The organism is Pseudomonas sp. A2 (assembly GCF_023100865.1).
Classification (GTDB): Bacteria; Pseudomonadota; Gammaproteobacteria; order Pseudomonadales; family Pseudomonadaceae; genus Aquipseudomonas; species Aquipseudomonas asiatica.
The window spans coordinates 3,027,696-3,044,776 of the sequence record NZ_CP039127.1 but is presented as its reverse complement, the minus strand read 5'-3'; the positions used below and the strand labels follow the sequence as shown (position 1 = coordinate 3,044,776).

Below are 17,081 nucleotides of genomic sequence, written 5' to 3'. Positions count from 1 at the left end.
ATTGAAGGGCTAGAACCTCTCGTAAAGCCATGGTTCCAAAACTATACGTGTTTTCTCAAATTCCCGAATAGCACCCACCTTTAGTAACGTCATCCCCACTTCGTCCAAACCATTAAGCAAGCAATGCTTTCGGAACGGGTCGACATCAAACGGAACGCGGTTGCCATGGCCGTCTACAATCTCTTGTTTTTCAAGGTCTATGCTTATTTGATAACCTGGCAGCTGCTCAACTGCGACGAATAAATTTTCGAGAGCAACCTCGTCCAGCACGATTGGTAGAATCCCGTTCTTGAAGCAGTTGCTATAAAAAATTTCAGCAAAGCTCGGTGCAATAATCGCCCTAATTCCCCATTCATGCAAAGCCCAAGGCGCATGTTCACGGCTAGAACCACAACCAAAGTTACCGCGAGCCAACATAATTCCAGCGCCTTCATATCGTGGCTGGTTGAGTGGAAAGCTCAAGTTTAGAGGCCTTTTTGAGCAGTCCTGATAGGGTTCTCCATGGTACTGCGTTCGATAATCATCAGGAATTGCTTTGGTAGAATAGCGTCAGTGTCCACATTGGCGCGATCCAACTGCAAGATAGTGCCATTTGCCCTGTGCCCAGACGTAAGTGATGTCTCCACACCAGACCTGATTTGGAGCTTCGACATCAAACTCCCAACTGGCCATCAGCGATGGCCAGATTCCTGAACACGACAAATTTGCTTAGAAATTATGTAGACCTCGAGCCGAGAGATGGTGGAGGAGTCAGTCCTTACTTGCGTAAACCCGATCAGCAAACCTGGAAATCGCATCAGCCATCTCCTTCGGCCGTTCAGGTGCAAGGGCATGGCCTGCTCCGGCAATTACTTGGTGTTCCACTCGATCACCCAGCATCGACTTGAGTATATTGGGAATTACAACTGCATCCTTTTCAGCTTGAAGGTCCAGAATGGGCACTGTGTTACCAGCAGACCAGTAGCTCTCAACCGGTGTGCTATCTCGGGCGTGATCTTGAGCCACATGTGTTTTGTCATACCACCCGGTTAACCACGCTCGCGCATCATTGCCAGGGGCGAAGAATGCTAGCTCAAGGTATTTGATTCGCTGAGCTTCAGGTAACGCATAGTTGCCCGCTCCCTTGATCGCTTCAACCATCCTTCCATAGGGCTTCTCCGACGATCCTGGAGGCAACTTGCCAATGGATGCAGCAGCCAACACCACACCTTTCACAAGATCCGGACGATCAACCGCAAGCACGCGTGCGGGCTGGCTTCCCCAGGCATGACCAACGACAATTGCAGCCCCGGTGTGGGCCTTGTCCATCACTAACGCAACATCGGCAGCAAAATCATGCAACGTTGGCGTGTCCATGGGGGCCCGGCTTCCATTGACACCCCGAGGCTCTGGTCGAATCACGCGGTAACCATCATCAGCCAGGTAGCTGGCTACCTGATCGTAATCGTGAGCACCCCGGCCCTTAGACGGCAGGATGACGATGGTTTTTCCAGATCCCTGAACCAATGCCTCAATGTGGACATCCCCCTTGCTCGCAGTCAGGATGGAGACATCATTCTTGGCGTGAGCAAATTGGCTAGCCAAGCAAAAACTGAGCAGAGTTAGTGAAGTCGCAAAGTAGGTAGAACGCATGGTCTATGCCTCTTATTTTTATCTGGTATGCGAAGGCTGATACCTGCCCCGCTGACAGCAGACTATGCATTTAAAAAAAACTGACAAATACCGTGTATTGATAGCAGTTCATGACAATTGAGCATGGCTCTCTTCAATCCGCTCCCTCGGTGAAAGAACAGCATGCGAGGGCGATGTCTAGCACAGGACATACATGGGTTTGAGCATCGCTGTCACTGCGCCAGCCAGTGCGTTGCCTCTTTCCAAGCACCGACCGTAACGAGCTCTTCCAGGGTCTCCAGCAAGATTTTTTCATAGCTTAAGGCCAGACGAGAGCTACGTCGGTCGCGTAGCCGAGTCAATGACACGGTTGAGCGGATACCGGGCCGTTCAATTGCATGGCCGACCAGCGTGTGGCTGTTCATGTCCTCCTGAACAGCGGCATGGGCGAGAATGGAGTAGCCAAGCCCCTCAGCGACCAACCGCTTCGTCAAACTAACGCTATCGACCTCGAGCACGACATTCAGACGAACCGCGTTTTGTGCGGCAATCTGTTCCACCAGGCGACGGTTGCTATGAGGCAACCCCGGCAAGATCAAAGGGAAGTCGCCAAGCGCAGTCAGACGGACGTTACGCGATGCCTCGCCAGGTGGGCCAACCAGCACCATCCGTTCGCTGAACAATGGCCGCACATCGAATGCCTCGATCAAGGGTTGGTTATAGACTGTTGGCGCTGATGGAAAATTGACCCACCCTGCCGATTGAAATTTGACCCAGGGCGGATTGCTGATTTTGTTACCAGCAACTGTGGATAAGTCTACCAGCGCAGCTGCTGTTGCCCCCACTCCTTCGCTAGCCCAGTTCAGTTGTTTAAGACCTGCCACACGCAGCCATGTAGCAGGCCGTCGTCGCCATGAAATCAGAACGGCTCATCGTCCTCCGGTTCCTGGCCGCCCTTACGCTTTCGCTCCCGTGATTTGATCTTGGCCTGGGCCGCCAAGCTACTGTGTTGCAGGCGATAGGACTCGTTACCGGTTTCGACGATGTGGCAGTGGTGGGTCAGCCGATCCAGCAGGGCGGTGGTCATCTTGGCGTCGCCGAACACGCTCGACCATTCGGCGAAGCTCAGGTTGGTGGTGATCACCACGCTGGTGTGTTCGTACAGCTTGGATAGCAGGTGAAACAGCAACGCACCGCCGGCCTGGCTGAAGGGCAGATAACCCAGTTCGTCGAGGATGACCAGATCCATGCGCAGCAGAGCTTGGGCGATCCGCCCGGCTTTGCCGTCGTGCTTTTCGCGCTCCAGCAGATTGACCAGATCGACCGTGGAGTAGAAGCGCACGCGCTTGCCGTGCCGGGTGATGCCGGACACGGCCAGCGCAGTGGCCAGGTGGGTTTTACCGGTGCCAGGCCCACCGATCAGCACCACGTTCTGCGCGGTGTCGGTAAAGGCCAGACTGGCCAGTTCGCTGATCAAACGAGCGTCTGCGCTGGAGGCGCTGAAGTCGAAGCCGGCCAGGTCGCGGTGCATCGGCAGCTTGGCCATGTTCATCTGGTGGCTCACCGAGCGCATGGCGCGATCTGTGTGCTCTTGTTCCAGCAGGTGTTCGAGCAGCCACTTGGACGAGGCTGTGTTCGACTCACCCTGCGCAGTCAACTCCGCCCAGGCCGTGGCCATGCCGTGCAGGCGCAGCTCCTTGAGTTCCGCCATCAAATCACGCATGACCGATCTCCTCGGTCTGGCCACGCAGGCGGTCGTAGCGCGCCGTGTTAGCGACGGGGGCTTCCTTGAGCGACAAGTGGGTTTCGACGCTGGGTGGTGGTTCGGTCGCGGCCAGGCGCGCCACGACATTGAGGATGTGTTCGGCGCTCAGGCTGCCGCTTTCCAGTACCAGCTCAACAGCCACCAGCACCGCATCGAGCCCGGCGACCGGTACGGCAGCCAGAACTTGCGCCATGATCCGGTCACCGCCGGCATGACGCCCCAGACCGTGCTTAAGCTGACGCAGCGGCGCCGGCAGATCAGCAAAGGGCGCGCCGTTGCGCAGCGCACCGGGCTTGCGTTCGATCAGCGGGAGGTAGTGCTGCCAGTCATAGCTGACCTGGTCGCGATCCAGCAAGCGGACATGGCTGGCGATCAGCGCGTCGTCAGCCACCACCTCGATTCGCGTCGGATACAAACGGCTGCTGACCCACTTACCCGCATACTCACACGGCACCGAGTAGCGGTTGCGCCCGACGCTGACCAGGCAGGTGCTGGAGACCCGCGCAGGCCGCTCGACGTAACCGTCGAATGGCGCTGGCACAGGCATCAGTTCAGCGCGCTCCAACTCCAGCACTTCGGCCACACTCAGCCCGCTGTATTGAGGGTGCGTCAGCTCGTTCCAAAGCGCGCGGCAGCGCTGGCCCAGCCAGGCATTGAGTTCCTCGAAGGAGTGAAACTGGCAGTCCTGGGCGTCTAGCCAGATACGCCTGCGGCTGTCTTGCACGTTCTTTTCAACGATGCCCTTTTCCCAACCAGCGGCGACGTTGCAGAAGTCCGGATCGAACAGGTAATGCGCGCACATCACCGCAAAGCGCGCATTCACCGCCCGGCCTTTGCCCTTATTGACCTTGTCGACGGCGGTCTTCATGTTGTCGTAGATGCCCCGGCGCGGCACGCCGCCCAAGGAGCCGAACGAGCGTGTATGGGCGTCAAATAACATCTCATGGCCCTGGCTCGGATACGCCACAAGCCAGAACGCACGGCTGGCACACAGCTTCAGATGTGCCACCTGCATACGCCGGTAAATGCCGCCGACCAGCAAGCCTTCCTCGCTCCAGTCAAACTGAAACGCCTCGCCAAGAGCAAAGGTCAGCGGCACAAAGGCCTGCGACGCCTTGCCCTGTCCCCCTCGCCAGGCACGGATAAACGCGGTGAGCTGGCTGTAGCCACCGTCATAACCTTCGGCTTTGATTTGCGCCAACAGCGCCTTGGCACTGCGCCGCTGTTGCTTGGGCCGCAGCGAATCGGCTTTTAGCGCCTGCTCCAGCGTGGCGTGAAAAGGGCTGAGTTTGTTGAAGATCGCGCGGCGTTGGTAGACCGGCGGCTTGGCCTCAGGTGCTCTGACCCACTTGCGAATCGTGTTGCGCGCCAACCCGGTGCGCTTGGCTATCTCATGCAGCGACAGCTTGTCGCGGAAATACATCCGGCGAATTTTGCCCATCATTTCCATACTGATCACCCTGTGTTCTCCTGCTCAAAAATTGAGCAGAAGCAGTTGAACACCTGGGTCAGTTTTCAGTCGGCAGAACAGCCTCTACTGGGTCAGTTTTCGGTCAGCGGCAACATGCGTGAACAACGGTTGCGCAAAAGCAAGGAACTACTGGGGGGCTCGGGAATGATGCTCGCTGAGATCGCACTGGAGTGCGGCTTCTGCGATCAGTCCCACTTTTGCCGCACATTCGTCAAGGCCGAGGGAATGTCGCCGCAGGCTTGGCAGCGACAAGCGTCCATTCAAACTGAGCCTTTGCTCAATCAAGGAGCACATCTGTACTCTTCCGACGGTACGGCAGCAATCTACCTCTGAATAAATGCTGAGTATCACGAGCGGTTCAAGGTACCGCGCTAGCTTTGTCAGGCATCGACAGTCTGCTGCAGCCCTCCTCCCAGCGGCAATTCGTACGATTTCTTTACCGTGCGCACCACCAACGTCGAGGAGTAAGTGCGAATCGGAATATCTCGGTAGGTGTCGAGAAACCGGTAGATATAGTCGGTGTACTCGGTGGCATCGCGAAACTTGGCAACCATCACGAAGTCGAACTCGCCCGTCATCAGGTAACAGTCCTGAATCTCCGGGTGGCTGGCCAGGATGTGCTGCATCTTGCGGTCAATGTCGTTGCTGTCGCGGTCCAGCTTCACCAGAAAGAAGGCAGTCACCTGAATGCCAAGCTTGCGCTCGTCCAGTATCGCGACCTTGGCCTTGATGATGCCTGCGCTCTCCAGGCGCCTGATACGCCGGTAGCAACTGGTGGAAGACAGCCCAACGCTGTCGCTCAGCAACTCCAGATTCTGGCTGCAATCCTTTTGCAGCTTTCCCAGAATCTTCAGATCCATGGCGTCTGTCATTTTTCACGTGTCTTCCCTGAAAAACTGCAATGAATCCGCCGCAAGAACGCGCCAATTTGCACGATTCCCTGCGCGTCAGCTCTTTACCATCAACTGAGCTTAGCAGCCCGGCCGAATATGGCCTGCGGGGCGCATGAGAGGGACCTTATGATCATCGCGAAACCGACATGGACCGCGGACATCCACGGCCTTTTTACCGCTCCCTACTGGATCCCCGCTGCGCAGCGCGCGGCCGTGGCAGCCTCGTGGACCGGGTGCATGAACGCCTATTTCGTCTACCTGGACGACCCGGACTCGGTCAAAACCTGGTCAGAAACCATCTACCAGCACCTGGCCTCGCGCAACATGCCGCTGACCCTCGACCAGCAACAGTTCTGGCCGATCGATGCGCTGGAAACCTTCAGGTTGTGGGTCAACCAGGGCTGGCGCCTGGACGCCGATTCTCCCTTCGACCTGGCCGAACGCATTCCGCCACCAGACCTGCCGCAATCGGTCAGGCGGGTGAGAAAGGACATCCGCGCCCTGACCCTTGAGGAACTGAACCTGTACCGCGCCCGCCTGGACGATGTAATGCAGGTGGGCGACCCCGACAGTGGTTCGCCCTGGCAACGTTACGCCTACATCCACACCAACTGGTGCCTGCATTATCAGGAGGCGTTTGCCCTCTGGCACCGGGCCTACCTGTTGTATCTGGAACAACTGATCGACTGTGCCATTCCCTATTGGGACTGGATGGCCGAAGACGCCAGCGTCGACGGCAGCCCACAGGCCGGCCTGCCCCAGGCTTTTCTCGATGAAACCTATGTGCACCCGCACACCGGCGAAACCCGGCCCAACCCCTTGCGCTACGCGGCCGCCAAGGATGGTTGTTCGAAAGTGTGCGCCAGCGGTGCGGTCAAAGGGGTGGACTGCCGGTATGTGCAACGCGACCGGTTGTTCTACACCCACGGTGACGACTCGCGTTCGGAGCGCACCCGTTTGTTCGGCATGAGCCGGATTTTCCAGCAACAGGTGGTGGATGCCCTGAAGTTCACCACCTTCAGCCAACCACAGGGTGTGCCCGGTTATCCGTGGGCCAACATCCCGGTGTTCGACCCGCCCCAGAAGGACAGCCTGTACCCCAATCGTGCCCTCAACTTCGACGGCCTTTACGAGCAACCCCACGACAACTATCACGGCTGGATCGGCGGCGACATGGCCGACAACGCCTACACCGCCTTCGACCCGGTGTTCTGCTCCTACCACGCCAACATCGACCGCATGCTCGAGGTATGGATCAGGGCCAACCCCGGGGCGCAATTCACCACGCAGTGCCTGCTCCAGCCGTTCTCCGGTCACGATGCCACGCAGCTCACATTCACCAGCGCCGACGCCTGGCGCTACACCACCATCGGCGACATGGCCCAGGACAGCCGGCACATCGGCTACGACTACGGCGTGCCGGTGGCCCCACAATTCGGCGCGCCCAAGGCGGCCACCGGCGCCTGCTGCAAGCACAGCGCAACAGCCGGGCCTGCCGCGGGCAACGCCGCAGGGCCCGGGCCGTGGGTGGTGTTCGATCATGTGCGCTGCACCCATGACACCTATCTGATCGATGTCTTTCTCGACCAGCCCGACGCTGCCACGCAGCACATCAGCGCCGACAACCCCCATTACGTGGGGCGCTTCAGCCGTATCGGCATGGGGCTGGTGGACGACAAGGGCCGATGCATCACCCACGGCGTGTCCCGCGCACTGAATGCGGCCCGCAACACCGCTGCGCTGGGCCTTGGCCGCGGCGACGCGGTGCAGTTGTCGCTGGTGGTGACCCACCTCGACAGCGGTCGCGTGCTGACGCCTGACGAATACATGACCTTGCCCGGTTTCATCGCCCAACTGGTGTGGGACGACCCGCGCCAGACCCTCGCCGGCCCGCCCCCGGTCGCCGGCTGCTGCTCTGCTTCCACCTCACGCACATCAGGAGAACCGACATGAGCACGCCCTTCAAGCAGTTCACCTCTCCCGCCGGCCAAGCCCCCAAGGACTACAACAAGCTGGGCCTGGAAGACCAGTTGCCGCAGTTTGAAACCGACTGGAACAACAACCTCACCGGCTGGACCGAATCGTCGATCATCGGCAACCCCTGGTCGGGCCTGAACGACGCCCCCCGCTCGGGTTACTACAACCCGCTGGTGGAAGGTTTCGGCGACGTGACCGCCCCGGCGATCACCTGGGCGCCCTTCCCCAACCGGCTCTGGACGTTCTTCTACAACAACGGTGCGGCGGTCATTCCCCAGCTGGGTGGCAAGGCCATGACCCTGGACCAGGTGATGGCGTTGACCGACCACGGCCAGATCACGCTCGACAACACCCTCTACATGCTCTACGACCCCAACAAGCAAGGTACTGTGCTGCAACTGCCGGCCAAGCGCTGCCCGAGCATCGACTGGAACGGCAAGTACACGGCGTTCTCGCCTTCCGGCCCGCGGGGCTGGCTCGACGAGTACTGCGAGTGGTCGATCGTACGCGATGCCAACGGCAACATGCGCAAGATCACCTTCACCTGCGAAAACCCCGCGTACTTCCTGACCATGTGGCGCATCGACCCGAACGCAGTGCTGGGCCTGTACCGCGACTACATCGACCCGAACGTGCAACTCGAAGACCTGTACCTGCGCTACACCGTCGACTGCCCGACCGGCAAGGCCGGCGACCCGGTCATCGACCCCACCACCGGCAAGCCGGCCTATGACACCGTCAACAAATGGAACGCCGGAACGGCCTGTGTGCCCGGCCAGTACGGCGGTGCGATGCACCTGACCTCCGGCCCCAATACCCTCAGCGCCGAGGTGTACCTGGCCGCCGCCGCCACCATCCTGCGCCCGGTGAGCAGCAGTCAGAACGCCCAGTCGTTGATCTGCTGCGCGCAGTACGGGCAAAACTATCGCAACTCTGATCCGCACATCGGTTTCATGGCCAATACCACGGCAGTGAACAACCGACTGTCGCTGACCAACCCCATTGGCCTGTACTTGCAGCAGCCCACCGATTTCAGCGCCTGGAAGGGCCCGCAAGGCCAGGACGTGAGCCAGTATTGGCGCATCACGCGCGGTACGGCCAAGTCGGCTGCCAATGGTTCCGACCAGATCCTCCAGGCGGTGTTCGAGGTGCCGGAAAGCGCCGGCTTCTCGATCAATGACATCACCATCAACAACCAGAAGGTCAACTATGTGTGGGTCATCGCCCAACAACTGTTGGTCGGCCTGAGCGTCACCGTCAAGCCGCTCAGCGCCACGCCACAAGCGTTCCCATGCGTGCAAGACCGGGTGGCCGGCCTGCAACCCTGGCCAGTGCAACTGCTGCCGCTGGACCTGTTCTACGGGCAATCCCCCACCGACCTGCCCGCCTGGCTTGCACCGGGTAGCAGCAACCAGTTCGTGCTGGTGGTGCAAGGTGCCGACCCGACTACCACGGCGCAGAATGCAAGGGTGCAATTCTCCAACCCCGGGGTGACGGCGCAGGTCACCCAGTACCTGCCCGACGCGTCGGCCATTCCCGGGCAGACCAACTCGGGCGGCACCCAGGCCTACATTCTGACCATCACGGTCAGCCCCTCCGCAGCACCCGGCCTGGTCGCAGTGCGTGCCCTCAACCCGGGTGAAGATGTGAACGTGAGCGCGACAGACCACCCTTGGGAATCTGGCCTGGCGCTGGTGCCTGGCGCCTGAGCCACGCCACTTACGCCACTTACGCCCTTCTACCGCCGCACCTTCGGGTGCGGCTTCACAGCTTGCAAGGAGCGCAATGATGTCCAGGTCACGCTTGAGTCTTCTGTCGCTGCTGTGCGGCATTCTACTGTGCCTGTCGACCCCGCAACCCGCCACGGCGGCCACGCTGTCGGACGCCGATACCTGTGTACAGAAGCAATTGGTGTTCAACCCGGCCAGCGGGGGATTCCTGCCGGTCAACAACTTCAATGCCACCAGCCAGGCGTTCATGAACTGCTTTGGCTGGCAGTTGTTCATTGCCTTGAACTGGCCGGTGAACCCCGGTTGGCCAGCCACCGCCAGCCTGGCGGGTGAACCCGACATGCAAAGCACGCTGGCGCAGTTCGGGGTCCCCTCTGCACCGGGTCAGCCCATGAGCGTGGCCCCGGTATGGGCCAGCTACAAGGACGCCAACGACATCTTCCTGCCCGGCGCACCCACGCCTACCGGCTGGGGCGTGCAAACCCTGGTGCCGTCCGGCTGCAGCACCCAGGGTAGCCTCAAGGCGCTCAAGGTGGGCGCACGCAAGTTCATGAACGCCACCTCCGAAGGCGCGATCAATGCCTTGCACGGTTTCCACCTGTCGACCGGGACACTTGCGTCCATTCCCGACCCGGTCATGGAGGCGTCCGGCGGCTGGCTGACGGACCAGGCGGGCAAACTGGTATTTTTTGAGCGCAAGGTGGGCAAGGCCGAGTTCGACTACATCGTCGACAAGGGGCTCTACGACGCTGCCAACCAGTTGAAGGTCGCGCAAAACCTCGACGGCCAGACACCGGAGGGCCTGTCGCTGCCCATCGGCGAACCGATGCGCTCACTGCCGACCTCCCCAGTGCCACAGGAGCAACTGGGCGCGATCGAGCTCAAGGCCGCCTGGCGGGTGCTGACCGGCAAACCCGAGCTGTTCGGGCGCTACCTGACTACCGTCGCCTGGCTCAAACGCCCCGACACGCTGGAGTGCACCCAGGAGGTGGTGGGGCTGGTGGGCCTGCATATCATCAACAAGACCCAGGCTTCGCCCAACTTCATCTGGACCACCTTCGAGCAGGTGGACAACGTGCCCGAACCGGCCCAGGTCCCGCCGCAACAAACCCCGCCAAACGGGTTTGCCTTCAACAACCCTGACTGTGGCGACGGCCCCGAGTGCACACCGAACCAAGCCCGTATCCAGTGCAAGCAAACGCATCCCGACAAGGACTGCACCGATCTCTTCCCACGCGACCAGCCGGTACAGACCACCCGCGTACACCCCGTGCCCGGCGACCTGCAAGCCCTCAACAGCGCGGTACAAGCCAACTTCGCGCAGCACAGCCAAGGCAAGTCGGTGTTTCAGTACTACAAGCTGATCAACGTACTCTGGACCCTCGCCCCCAATCCGCCCAGCCCGGAACCGGGCGCCAACGCGCAAGTGCCGCGGTCGTACGGGCCGTTCATCAGCCAGGGCAACGTGCCGGTGGCCAACACCACCATGGAGACCTACGTGCAGGGTGATGACTGCAATCAGTGCCATCAGTACGCGACGATTGCCGGCAGCCCGTCATTGGCCTCGGATTTCTCTTTCCTGTTCAACAGTGCCGGCTCCGCCAGCAACAAAAGCCTGATCAAAAGCGTCAAAGCCTTCGAAACCCTCAAGGACCGCCCCTGAACCGTAAAAGGGGCGATCACCGATCGCCCCGAACAGGGATTCGCAGATGGCGCTGCCCTTCAGGCACCTTCCTGTTCACACACCAAAATCTCGTACCCCTGAAATTCATGCGTTTAGTCAGCTAGCCAAATATTCCTTGCATACCGCGCGAACGGGCCTCGGTCATAACAGTACACACAGATCTTCCTGTGTCTGACCCGAGGTAAGCGATCATGGCAAACAATCAAGACAAAGGTGGCAACCAGGGCAATGCTGACACCGGCATGGGCAACAATACTGCCGGAGCTGGCCAGCAAGGCGGCCAAGGTTCGGGGGGGCGGATGCCCGGTCAGCAGCAAGGTGGCAGCCAATCCGGCCAAAAACCTGAGGACAAGATGAACAAGGACTGGGAACGTTCCCGTGATACGGGCAGCCAGGGCGGCCAGGGTACAACCGACAAGCAGAACCAGAACCTGCAAGACAAGGACCGCATGGGTGGTCAGCAAAACCAGGCAGATGATCAGCAGCAGTGGGATAAAGAGCGCTGATAATCAGCAGCAGGCATCAGGGTGATTGCTGCCCTGATGCCACCTCCATGGTACGGGAGGGGCATGATGAACAACGCCAGAGAACGACACTCGACCGTCATTTGCCTGCAAGCAGGACGCATCCTTTTCGTGCGCAAGCAAGGCGCTGAATGGGCGTTGCCAGGCGGGAAGATTGACCCAGGCGAGCACCACCTGGATACAGTGCAGCGCGAGCTGATGGAGGAAACTTGCCTACCCTTCAATGGTGCTCGATTCCTCAACCATTACGTGCTCGCAGGTGAGGAGCACTACCTCTATCAGCTGCCTGTTGAAGCGGGAGCAAAGCCTGCTGCAGATCACGAGATAGTCGAGTGCCGCTGGTTCACTGCCCCAGAGCTTCACGAAGTTCGGGTCAAGCCGTCCAACATCGAGTTGCTTGAACGAGAGCACCTGCTTCCTGTGTAGTGGATCAGAGCAAGAAAGCGCACATCCACCGGGCTGCGTGCGTTGTCATTCAACCAATACGACCCGCCGGGCATCTCTTCGCACGGCTTGAGGCGGGACACCAAAACCGCGAATGAACACCTCCCGCATGTGCCGACGGTCCCTGAACCCGGTTTCCTTCGCCACCACATCCAGGCTGTGGCGACTCTGCTCGATCATCAGGCGGGCAGCCTCGAGACGCAGGCTTTCCACAGCCTTGGCAGGTGACTGACCTGTCTCGGCAGTGAATACGCGGGTAAATTGTCGGGGGCTCAAATGCACGGACTCGGCGAGCTCTTCGACACTCAATGGACGGCACAAATGCTTGCGCGCGTAATCCAGGGCGTTTTGTATCCGATCAGACTTCGGCGAAAGCGCCAGCAACTCGGAATGCTGCGATTGCCCTCCGGAGCGGCGCTGATGCATCACCAGCTTGCGTGCCACTGACCTGGCCATCTCGGTTCCCAGGTCTTTTTCCACCATACCCAGCGCCATGTCCAGGGCGGCGGTCATCCCGGCGGACGTCCAGATCTGCCCGTCCACAATGAAGATTCGGTCTTCTTCCACTTCGATCTTCGGGTGCAGTTCACGCAACTTTTTCGCATAGGCCCAATGTGTCGTGGCCCGCCGGTTGTCCAGCACGCCTGCCTGGGCCAACACGAAACAGCCGGTGCACAGACCGGCAGTGCGTCGAGCGCCATCGACAAAGCCTCTGACGCTGGCCAGCACTTCCTCGCCTGGCGGAGTCAGCGGCGTCAGGGTTCCCGTGATCATCCAGGTATCAGCCAGACCAGGAGCGCCCAACGGCAGCGTGTCCATGTACATGCCCAGGGAAGAACGCACCGTGCCGCCGCCGATGGAAAAATTCTGGATCTTGTAAACCGTTTCGCCCGCGACAATGTTCGCGAACTCGAACACGGCCTGCGTCGCCAGCGACATGATCTGGAAACCTTCGGTGATGAGATAGCCGACCCGGTGCATGGTTGGAGCTCCACATTGGATGTCCTGAAAACGTACCATATGTGTCGTTTAAGACAAAGGCGACCTTCTGCATCATGGGCTCCACATCCAACAACGGAGCATGACCATGAAGCAGCAATTCAAAGGCACTGCCCTCATCACTGGCGCCTCTACCGGCATCGGTTCGATCTACGCAGAACGCTTGGCGCGTCGGGGTTACGACCTGGTGCTGGTGGCCCGCAACCGGGAGCGCCTCAATACGTTGGCCAGCCGGCTGACTACGGAAACCCGGCAGAACGTGGAGGTGTTTCCGGCAGACCTGGCAAACACGGATGACCTGGCCAAGGTAGAACGCAAATTGCGCGAGGACGCCAGTATCAGCCTGCTGGTGAACAACGCAGGCATAGGCACCCACACCAGCCTGCTGGAAAGTGATGTCGAGCGCATGGCTGAAATGATCACCCTCAACGTCACCGCCCTCACCCGCCTCACCTACGCGGCCATCCCCGGATTTGTCGCCCGTGCGCAAGGCGCCGTGATCAACATCTCGTCCGTTGTCAGCCTGGCGCCGGAGCTGCTCAATGGTGTGTACGGAGGCAGCAAGGCGTATGTCACCGCATTTACCCAGTCCCTGCACAAGGAGCTTGCGGACAAAGGCATAAGGATCCAGGCAGTGCTGCCAGGAGCCACCGCCACCGACTTCTGGCAGATCGGCGGCTTGCCGGTCGAAAACCTCGATCCGGGCATCGTGATGTCGGCCCAGGACCTGGTGGACGGTGCCCTGCAGGACTTTGACGACGAGGTACTGATCTCTATCCCCTCGATGCATGACCTGAAGTCCTTCGAACGCTACGAGGCCAGCCGGCAAGCCCTGTTCGGCCAGCTGTCCAGCAATCAGCTTGCCCCTCGCTACAACGCCAACTGAACAATACAAGGAGACGGATCATGAAACTTAGCGCAAATACCATTTTCATTACCGGCGGTACTTCAGGCATCGGCCGCGCCCTGGCCGAGGCATTCCACCAACGTGGCAATAAAGTGATCGTTGCGGGGCGCCGTCAGGCACTGTTGGATGAAATCGCCCAGGCCAACCCGGGGATCGATACAGTGCGCCTGGACATCAATGATCCGCAGCAGATCAAGGAGGTGGCCCAGGATGTGATCCGCCGCCATCCTGCATTGAACGTGATCATCAACAATGCCGGCGTCATGCCGTTCGACAATCCGGCTTCCGGGGACCTCGACGACGAACAAGCAGTGAGCCTGCTGCAGACCAACCTGCTCGGCCCGGTGCGCGTCAGCGCAGCCTTCGTCGAGCACCTCAAGCGCCAACCGGATGCTTGCATCATCAACAACAGTTCGGTTCTGGCCTACCTGCCGCTGGCGGCCACCGCCTTGTATTCGGCGACCAAGGCTGCCATCCACTCCTACTCACTGTCGCAGCGGTTCAGCCTGCGTGACACCAGTGTCGAGGTACTGGAAATTGCGCCACCTTGGGTGGACACCGATCTGATTCACAAGAGCGGTGATGAGCGCGCCATGCCGCTGGATGATTTTATCCAGGAAACCTTGGTCAAGCTCGAATCCGCAACCACGGAAGTCCTGGTGGATCGTGTCGTCCCGCTGCGTGCCAACCAGGGCCTGAACGAACACGAACTGATTCACCAGTTCAACCTGGCGCTGGTTGAGAACCCGATCCCTGTTGCCTGAACCCAATTCCCGAATCCCGACAACGTTGCGCAGTCTGTTGGCAACGTTCCACCACAAGGCTGCCGATTGCTGCCGCCCGGTCCAAGGGAGCCCTTTCAACCCGGGCGGCAGCTAGCCGATTTTCAGCGAAACGCGGAAAGTGTTCCGGCAATAGCCCGGTTTTTCAGGGGGGCCGACACGATTAGCCTGTTACCACTGTTTACCTGAAAGGTCACATCCCAATGAAAGCAATCGTCTACGACACCCCCGGCCTCCCGATCCAGGATTCCCGATCGTTGTACGAGCACGAACTGCCCAAACCCACGCCCGGCGCCAGGGACCTGTTGGTGGAAGTCAAAGCTATCGCAGTAAACCCGGTCGATACCAAGGTCAGAGCCAGCCGCAGCGGCGCCCATCCCCAGGTGTTGGGATGGGATGCCGTGGGGATCGTTCGCGAGGTCGGCGCCGAGGTGTCGTTGTTCCAGCCTGGCGACGAAGTGTTCTACGCCGGCGCGATCGACCGCCCGGGCACTTACAGCGAGTTTCACCTGGTCGACGAACGCATCGTCGGGCACAAGCCTCGTACTCTGGACAATGCCAGTGCCGCAGCCTTGCCGCTGACGTCCATCACCGCCTGGGAGCTGCTGTTCGACCGCCTTGGTGTTGAGGAAAATGGCGGCGCTGGCAAGAGCCTGCTGATCATCGGTGCCGGCGGCGGGGTTGGTTCGATCCTGGTACAGCTTGCACGCAAGCGTACCCAGCTCAAGGTGATCGGTACCGCGTCGCGGCCTGAAACCCAGGCCTGGGTCAGCGAACTCGGGGCACATCACGTCATCGACCATTCGGCATCCTTTGCCCTGCAACTGGAGCAACTCCAGCTCAACCCAGTGGATTACGTGATCAGCCTGACTCACACCGATGCGTACCTCGCGCAGATCCTCGAAGTCCTGCGCCCACAGGGCAAGCTCGCGCTGATCGATGACCCTGAGCATCTTGATGTCGTGCCGTTCAAGCGCAAATCGCTGTCGGTGCACTGGGAGCTGATGTTCACACGCTCGCTGTACCAGACCGAGGACATGATCAAGCAGCACCATCTGCTGGAAAAAGTCTCGGCGCTGGTCGACGAAGGGGTCATCAAGACCACCGTTGGCGAGCACTTCGGCAGCATCAATGCCAGCAACCTCAAACGCGCCCATGCCCTGATCGAAAGCGGCAAGGCAAAAGGCAAGATTGTCCTGGAAGGCTTCTGAGCATTCATCCAGTCAAGGTAACCAAGGCGGGGCCATGAGCCCCGTCAGCTTATCCATCAGCAGCGATGAGCTGCTCGAATCGCTCCGCCAGAAACGCTCTGAGCACCTGCACAGCAGGTGTGAGCGAGGTTCGATGAGCGCACACCAGTTGCAACGGCGCAGGTTGGCCGTAATCCCAAGGAAACAACTCGACCAGCCGCCCAGCGCGTATGTCCGCCAGAACGTCCAGCCTGGATTTGTAAACGATCCCCAATCCTTCAACACCCCAGCGCCGAACGACATCGGCGTCATCGCTCAAGCGGTCGCCTGTAACCTGGACGGTCTTGATTCCATCGGGCAAATGGAAGCTCCATCGCTCGTAAGTCTGCTCGCCCATCACATAGCGCAGGCAATTATGCCTGCCCAGGTCTTCCAGAGCGTCTGGCGCCCCATGTCGTGCCAAGTATCGAGGTGAGGCGCAGACCGTTCTGCGATTCCCTGGGGCGAGCATCAGTGCAACGAGGCTGGAGTCTGCCAGTTGCCCATACCTTATACTCGCATCCAGTTGCTGGCCGACAAGGTCGGCCACCTGATCGCTGACCCGCAGTTGCAGCGTCACCTTGGGGTTCAACCGCTGGAAATCGTCGAGCCAGGGCAGCAACAGATTCCTGCCAATATCCGAAGGGATGGACAGGCGAAGTGTACCCGCGATCTCATCTCGCCCTTCGGTCAGCGCCACCTCACCGGCGTCCAGTGCGTCCAAGGCCTGACGGGCATGGGGCAGATATCGCTCGCCATCATCCGAGAGCCGTAAACGCCTCGTGGAGCGCACGAACAACCTGGCACCCAGGCTGCTTTCCAGTCGCTGGACAGCCCCGCTGGCCAAGGCCGGTGAAATATCCAACAACCTGGCCGCTGCCGAGAAGCTGCCGGCAAAGGCTGTTGTGACGAAGACCTGAAGATCATCAAACCGAACTGTTTTCTTCACTGTGGCGAATTCTTGACCTGGCACGTGGGCCAAAGCGTAGCGACATTGCGCAGCCATTCCCAGCCTGGGTCTACAACATTCGTGATGAGCCGCCAGCCCTCTGCGCAGGCAGAGGG

General features: G+C 59.9%; 15 protein-coding genes and 2 pseudogenes. 9 read left to right on the top strand and 8 right to left on the bottom strand.

Annotated features, from left to right (window positions below):
- Nucleotides 1-84: 84 nt before the first annotated feature.
- From leuD to istA, 5 genes and pseudogenes are all read right to left on the bottom strand, one after another.
- Nucleotides 85-584 (bottom strand): annotated as a pseudogene (leuD, locus tag E5221_RS14220) (3-isopropylmalate dehydratase small subunit); the annotation flags it as partial.
- 166 nt (nucleotides 585-750) lie between these two features.
- Complete coding sequence (locus E5221_RS14215; RefSeq protein WP_015270316.1) at nucleotides 751-1,632, bottom strand: alpha/beta hydrolase; 882 nt, start codon at nucleotides 1,630-1,632, stop codon at nucleotides 751-753.
- Between the two features lie 212 nt (nucleotides 1,633-1,844).
- Entirely contained in the window at nucleotides 1,845-2,495 is a 651-nt protein-coding gene (locus E5221_RS14210) for a LysR substrate-binding domain-containing protein (protein ID WP_247847710.1), read from the bottom strand.
- Nucleotides 2,496-2,530: 35 nt separating this feature from the next.
- Nucleotides 2,531-3,334 (bottom strand): IS21-like element ISPst3 family helper ATPase IstB, encoded by an 804-nt coding sequence (gene istB / locus E5221_RS14205; protein ID WP_010454871.1) that lies wholly within the window; start codon nucleotides 3,332-3,334, stop codon nucleotides 2,531-2,533.
- The gene (gene istA, locus E5221_RS14200; protein WP_024012635.1) at nucleotides 3,327-4,826 is read right to left on the bottom strand and encodes an IS21-like element ISPst3 family transposase; all 1,500 of its coding nucleotides are present in this window, start codon (nucleotides 4,824-4,826) and stop codon (nucleotides 3,327-3,329) included. The genes istB and istA overlap by 8 nt, the downstream gene beginning before the upstream one ends.
- A gap of 114 nt (nucleotides 4,827-4,940) precedes the next feature.
- Between istA and E5221_RS28880 the strand changes: the two are divergent.
- Nucleotides 4,941-5,180: pseudogene (locus E5221_RS28880) on the top strand (AraC family transcriptional regulator); the annotation flags it as partial.
- Nucleotides 5,181-5,227: 47 nt separating this feature from the next.
- Here the strand turns inward: E5221_RS28880 and E5221_RS14190 are convergent.
- A complete protein-coding gene (locus E5221_RS14190) occupies nucleotides 5,228-5,707 on the bottom strand; it encodes an Lrp/AsnC family transcriptional regulator (RefSeq protein WP_123084130.1) in 480 nt (159 codons plus the stop codon).
- A 159-nt stretch (nucleotides 5,708-5,866) separates the two neighbouring features.
- Here E5221_RS14190 and E5221_RS14185 point away from each other — a divergent pair, with 159 nt between their 5' ends.
- The 5 genes from E5221_RS14185 (at nucleotide 5,867) to E5221_RS14165 (ending at nucleotide 12,081) form a co-directional block, all read left to right on the top strand.
- Entirely contained in the window at nucleotides 5,867-7,693 is a 1,827-nt protein-coding gene (locus E5221_RS14185; RefSeq protein ID WP_247847709.1) for a tyrosinase family protein, read from the top strand.
- Nucleotides 7,690-9,426 carry a hypothetical protein gene (locus E5221_RS14180; protein ID WP_182329296.1) on the top strand — a complete coding sequence of 579 codons (1,737 nt, stop codon included), beginning with the start codon at nucleotides 7,690-7,692 and terminating at the stop codon, nucleotides 9,424-9,426. The genes E5221_RS14185 and E5221_RS14180 overlap by 4 nt, the downstream gene beginning before the upstream one ends.
- 79 nt (nucleotides 9,427-9,505) lie before the next feature.
- Nucleotides 9,506-11,110, top strand: coding sequence for a hypothetical protein (locus E5221_RS14175; protein WP_247847708.1), 1,605 nt, complete (start codon nucleotides 9,506-9,508; stop codon nucleotides 11,108-11,110).
- 212 nt (nucleotides 11,111-11,322) lie between these two features.
- Nucleotides 11,323-11,637, top strand: a complete 315-nt coding sequence (locus E5221_RS14170; RefSeq protein WP_061551487.1) for a hypothetical protein — start codon at nucleotides 11,323-11,325, stop codon at nucleotides 11,635-11,637.
- Between the two features lie 66 nt (nucleotides 11,638-11,703).
- Nucleotides 11,704-12,081, top strand: coding sequence for an NUDIX domain-containing protein (locus E5221_RS14165; protein WP_247847741.1), 378 nt, complete (start codon nucleotides 11,704-11,706; stop codon nucleotides 12,079-12,081).
- 45 nt (nucleotides 12,082-12,126) lie between these two features.
- On the opposite strand, the gene E5221_RS14160 is transcribed toward E5221_RS14165, so the two are convergent.
- Nucleotides 12,127-13,080 (bottom strand): GlxA family transcriptional regulator, encoded by a 954-nt coding sequence (locus tag E5221_RS14160; RefSeq protein WP_247847707.1) that lies wholly within the window; start codon nucleotides 13,078-13,080, stop codon nucleotides 12,127-12,129.
- A 106-nt stretch (nucleotides 13,081-13,186) separates the two neighbouring features.
- Between E5221_RS14160 and E5221_RS14155 the strand changes: the two genes are divergently transcribed.
- From E5221_RS14155 to E5221_RS14145, 3 genes are all read left to right on the top strand, one after another.
- The gene (locus tag E5221_RS14155) at nucleotides 13,187-13,984 is read left to right on the top strand and encodes an SDR family oxidoreductase (RefSeq protein WP_015270283.1); all 798 of its coding nucleotides are present in this window, start codon (nucleotides 13,187-13,189) and stop codon (nucleotides 13,982-13,984) included.
- A 20-nt stretch (nucleotides 13,985-14,004) separates the two neighbouring features.
- Entirely contained in the window at nucleotides 14,005-14,769 is a 765-nt protein-coding gene (locus E5221_RS14150; protein ID WP_247847706.1) for an SDR family NAD(P)-dependent oxidoreductase, read from the top strand.
- Nucleotides 14,770-14,990: 221 nt separating this feature from the next.
- Complete coding sequence (locus E5221_RS14145; protein ID WP_247847705.1) at nucleotides 14,991-15,998, top strand: zinc-binding alcohol dehydrogenase family protein; 1,008 nt, start codon at nucleotides 14,991-14,993, stop codon at nucleotides 15,996-15,998.
- A gap of 49 nt (nucleotides 15,999-16,047) precedes the next feature.
- Here the strand turns inward: E5221_RS14145 and E5221_RS14140 are convergent, their stop codons facing one another.
- Nucleotides 16,048-17,022 carry a LysR substrate-binding domain-containing protein gene (locus E5221_RS14140; protein ID WP_247847704.1) on the bottom strand — a complete coding sequence of 325 codons (975 nt, stop codon included), beginning with the start codon at nucleotides 17,020-17,022 and terminating at the stop codon, nucleotides 16,048-16,050.
- Nucleotides 17,023-17,081: the final 59 nt, after the last annotated feature.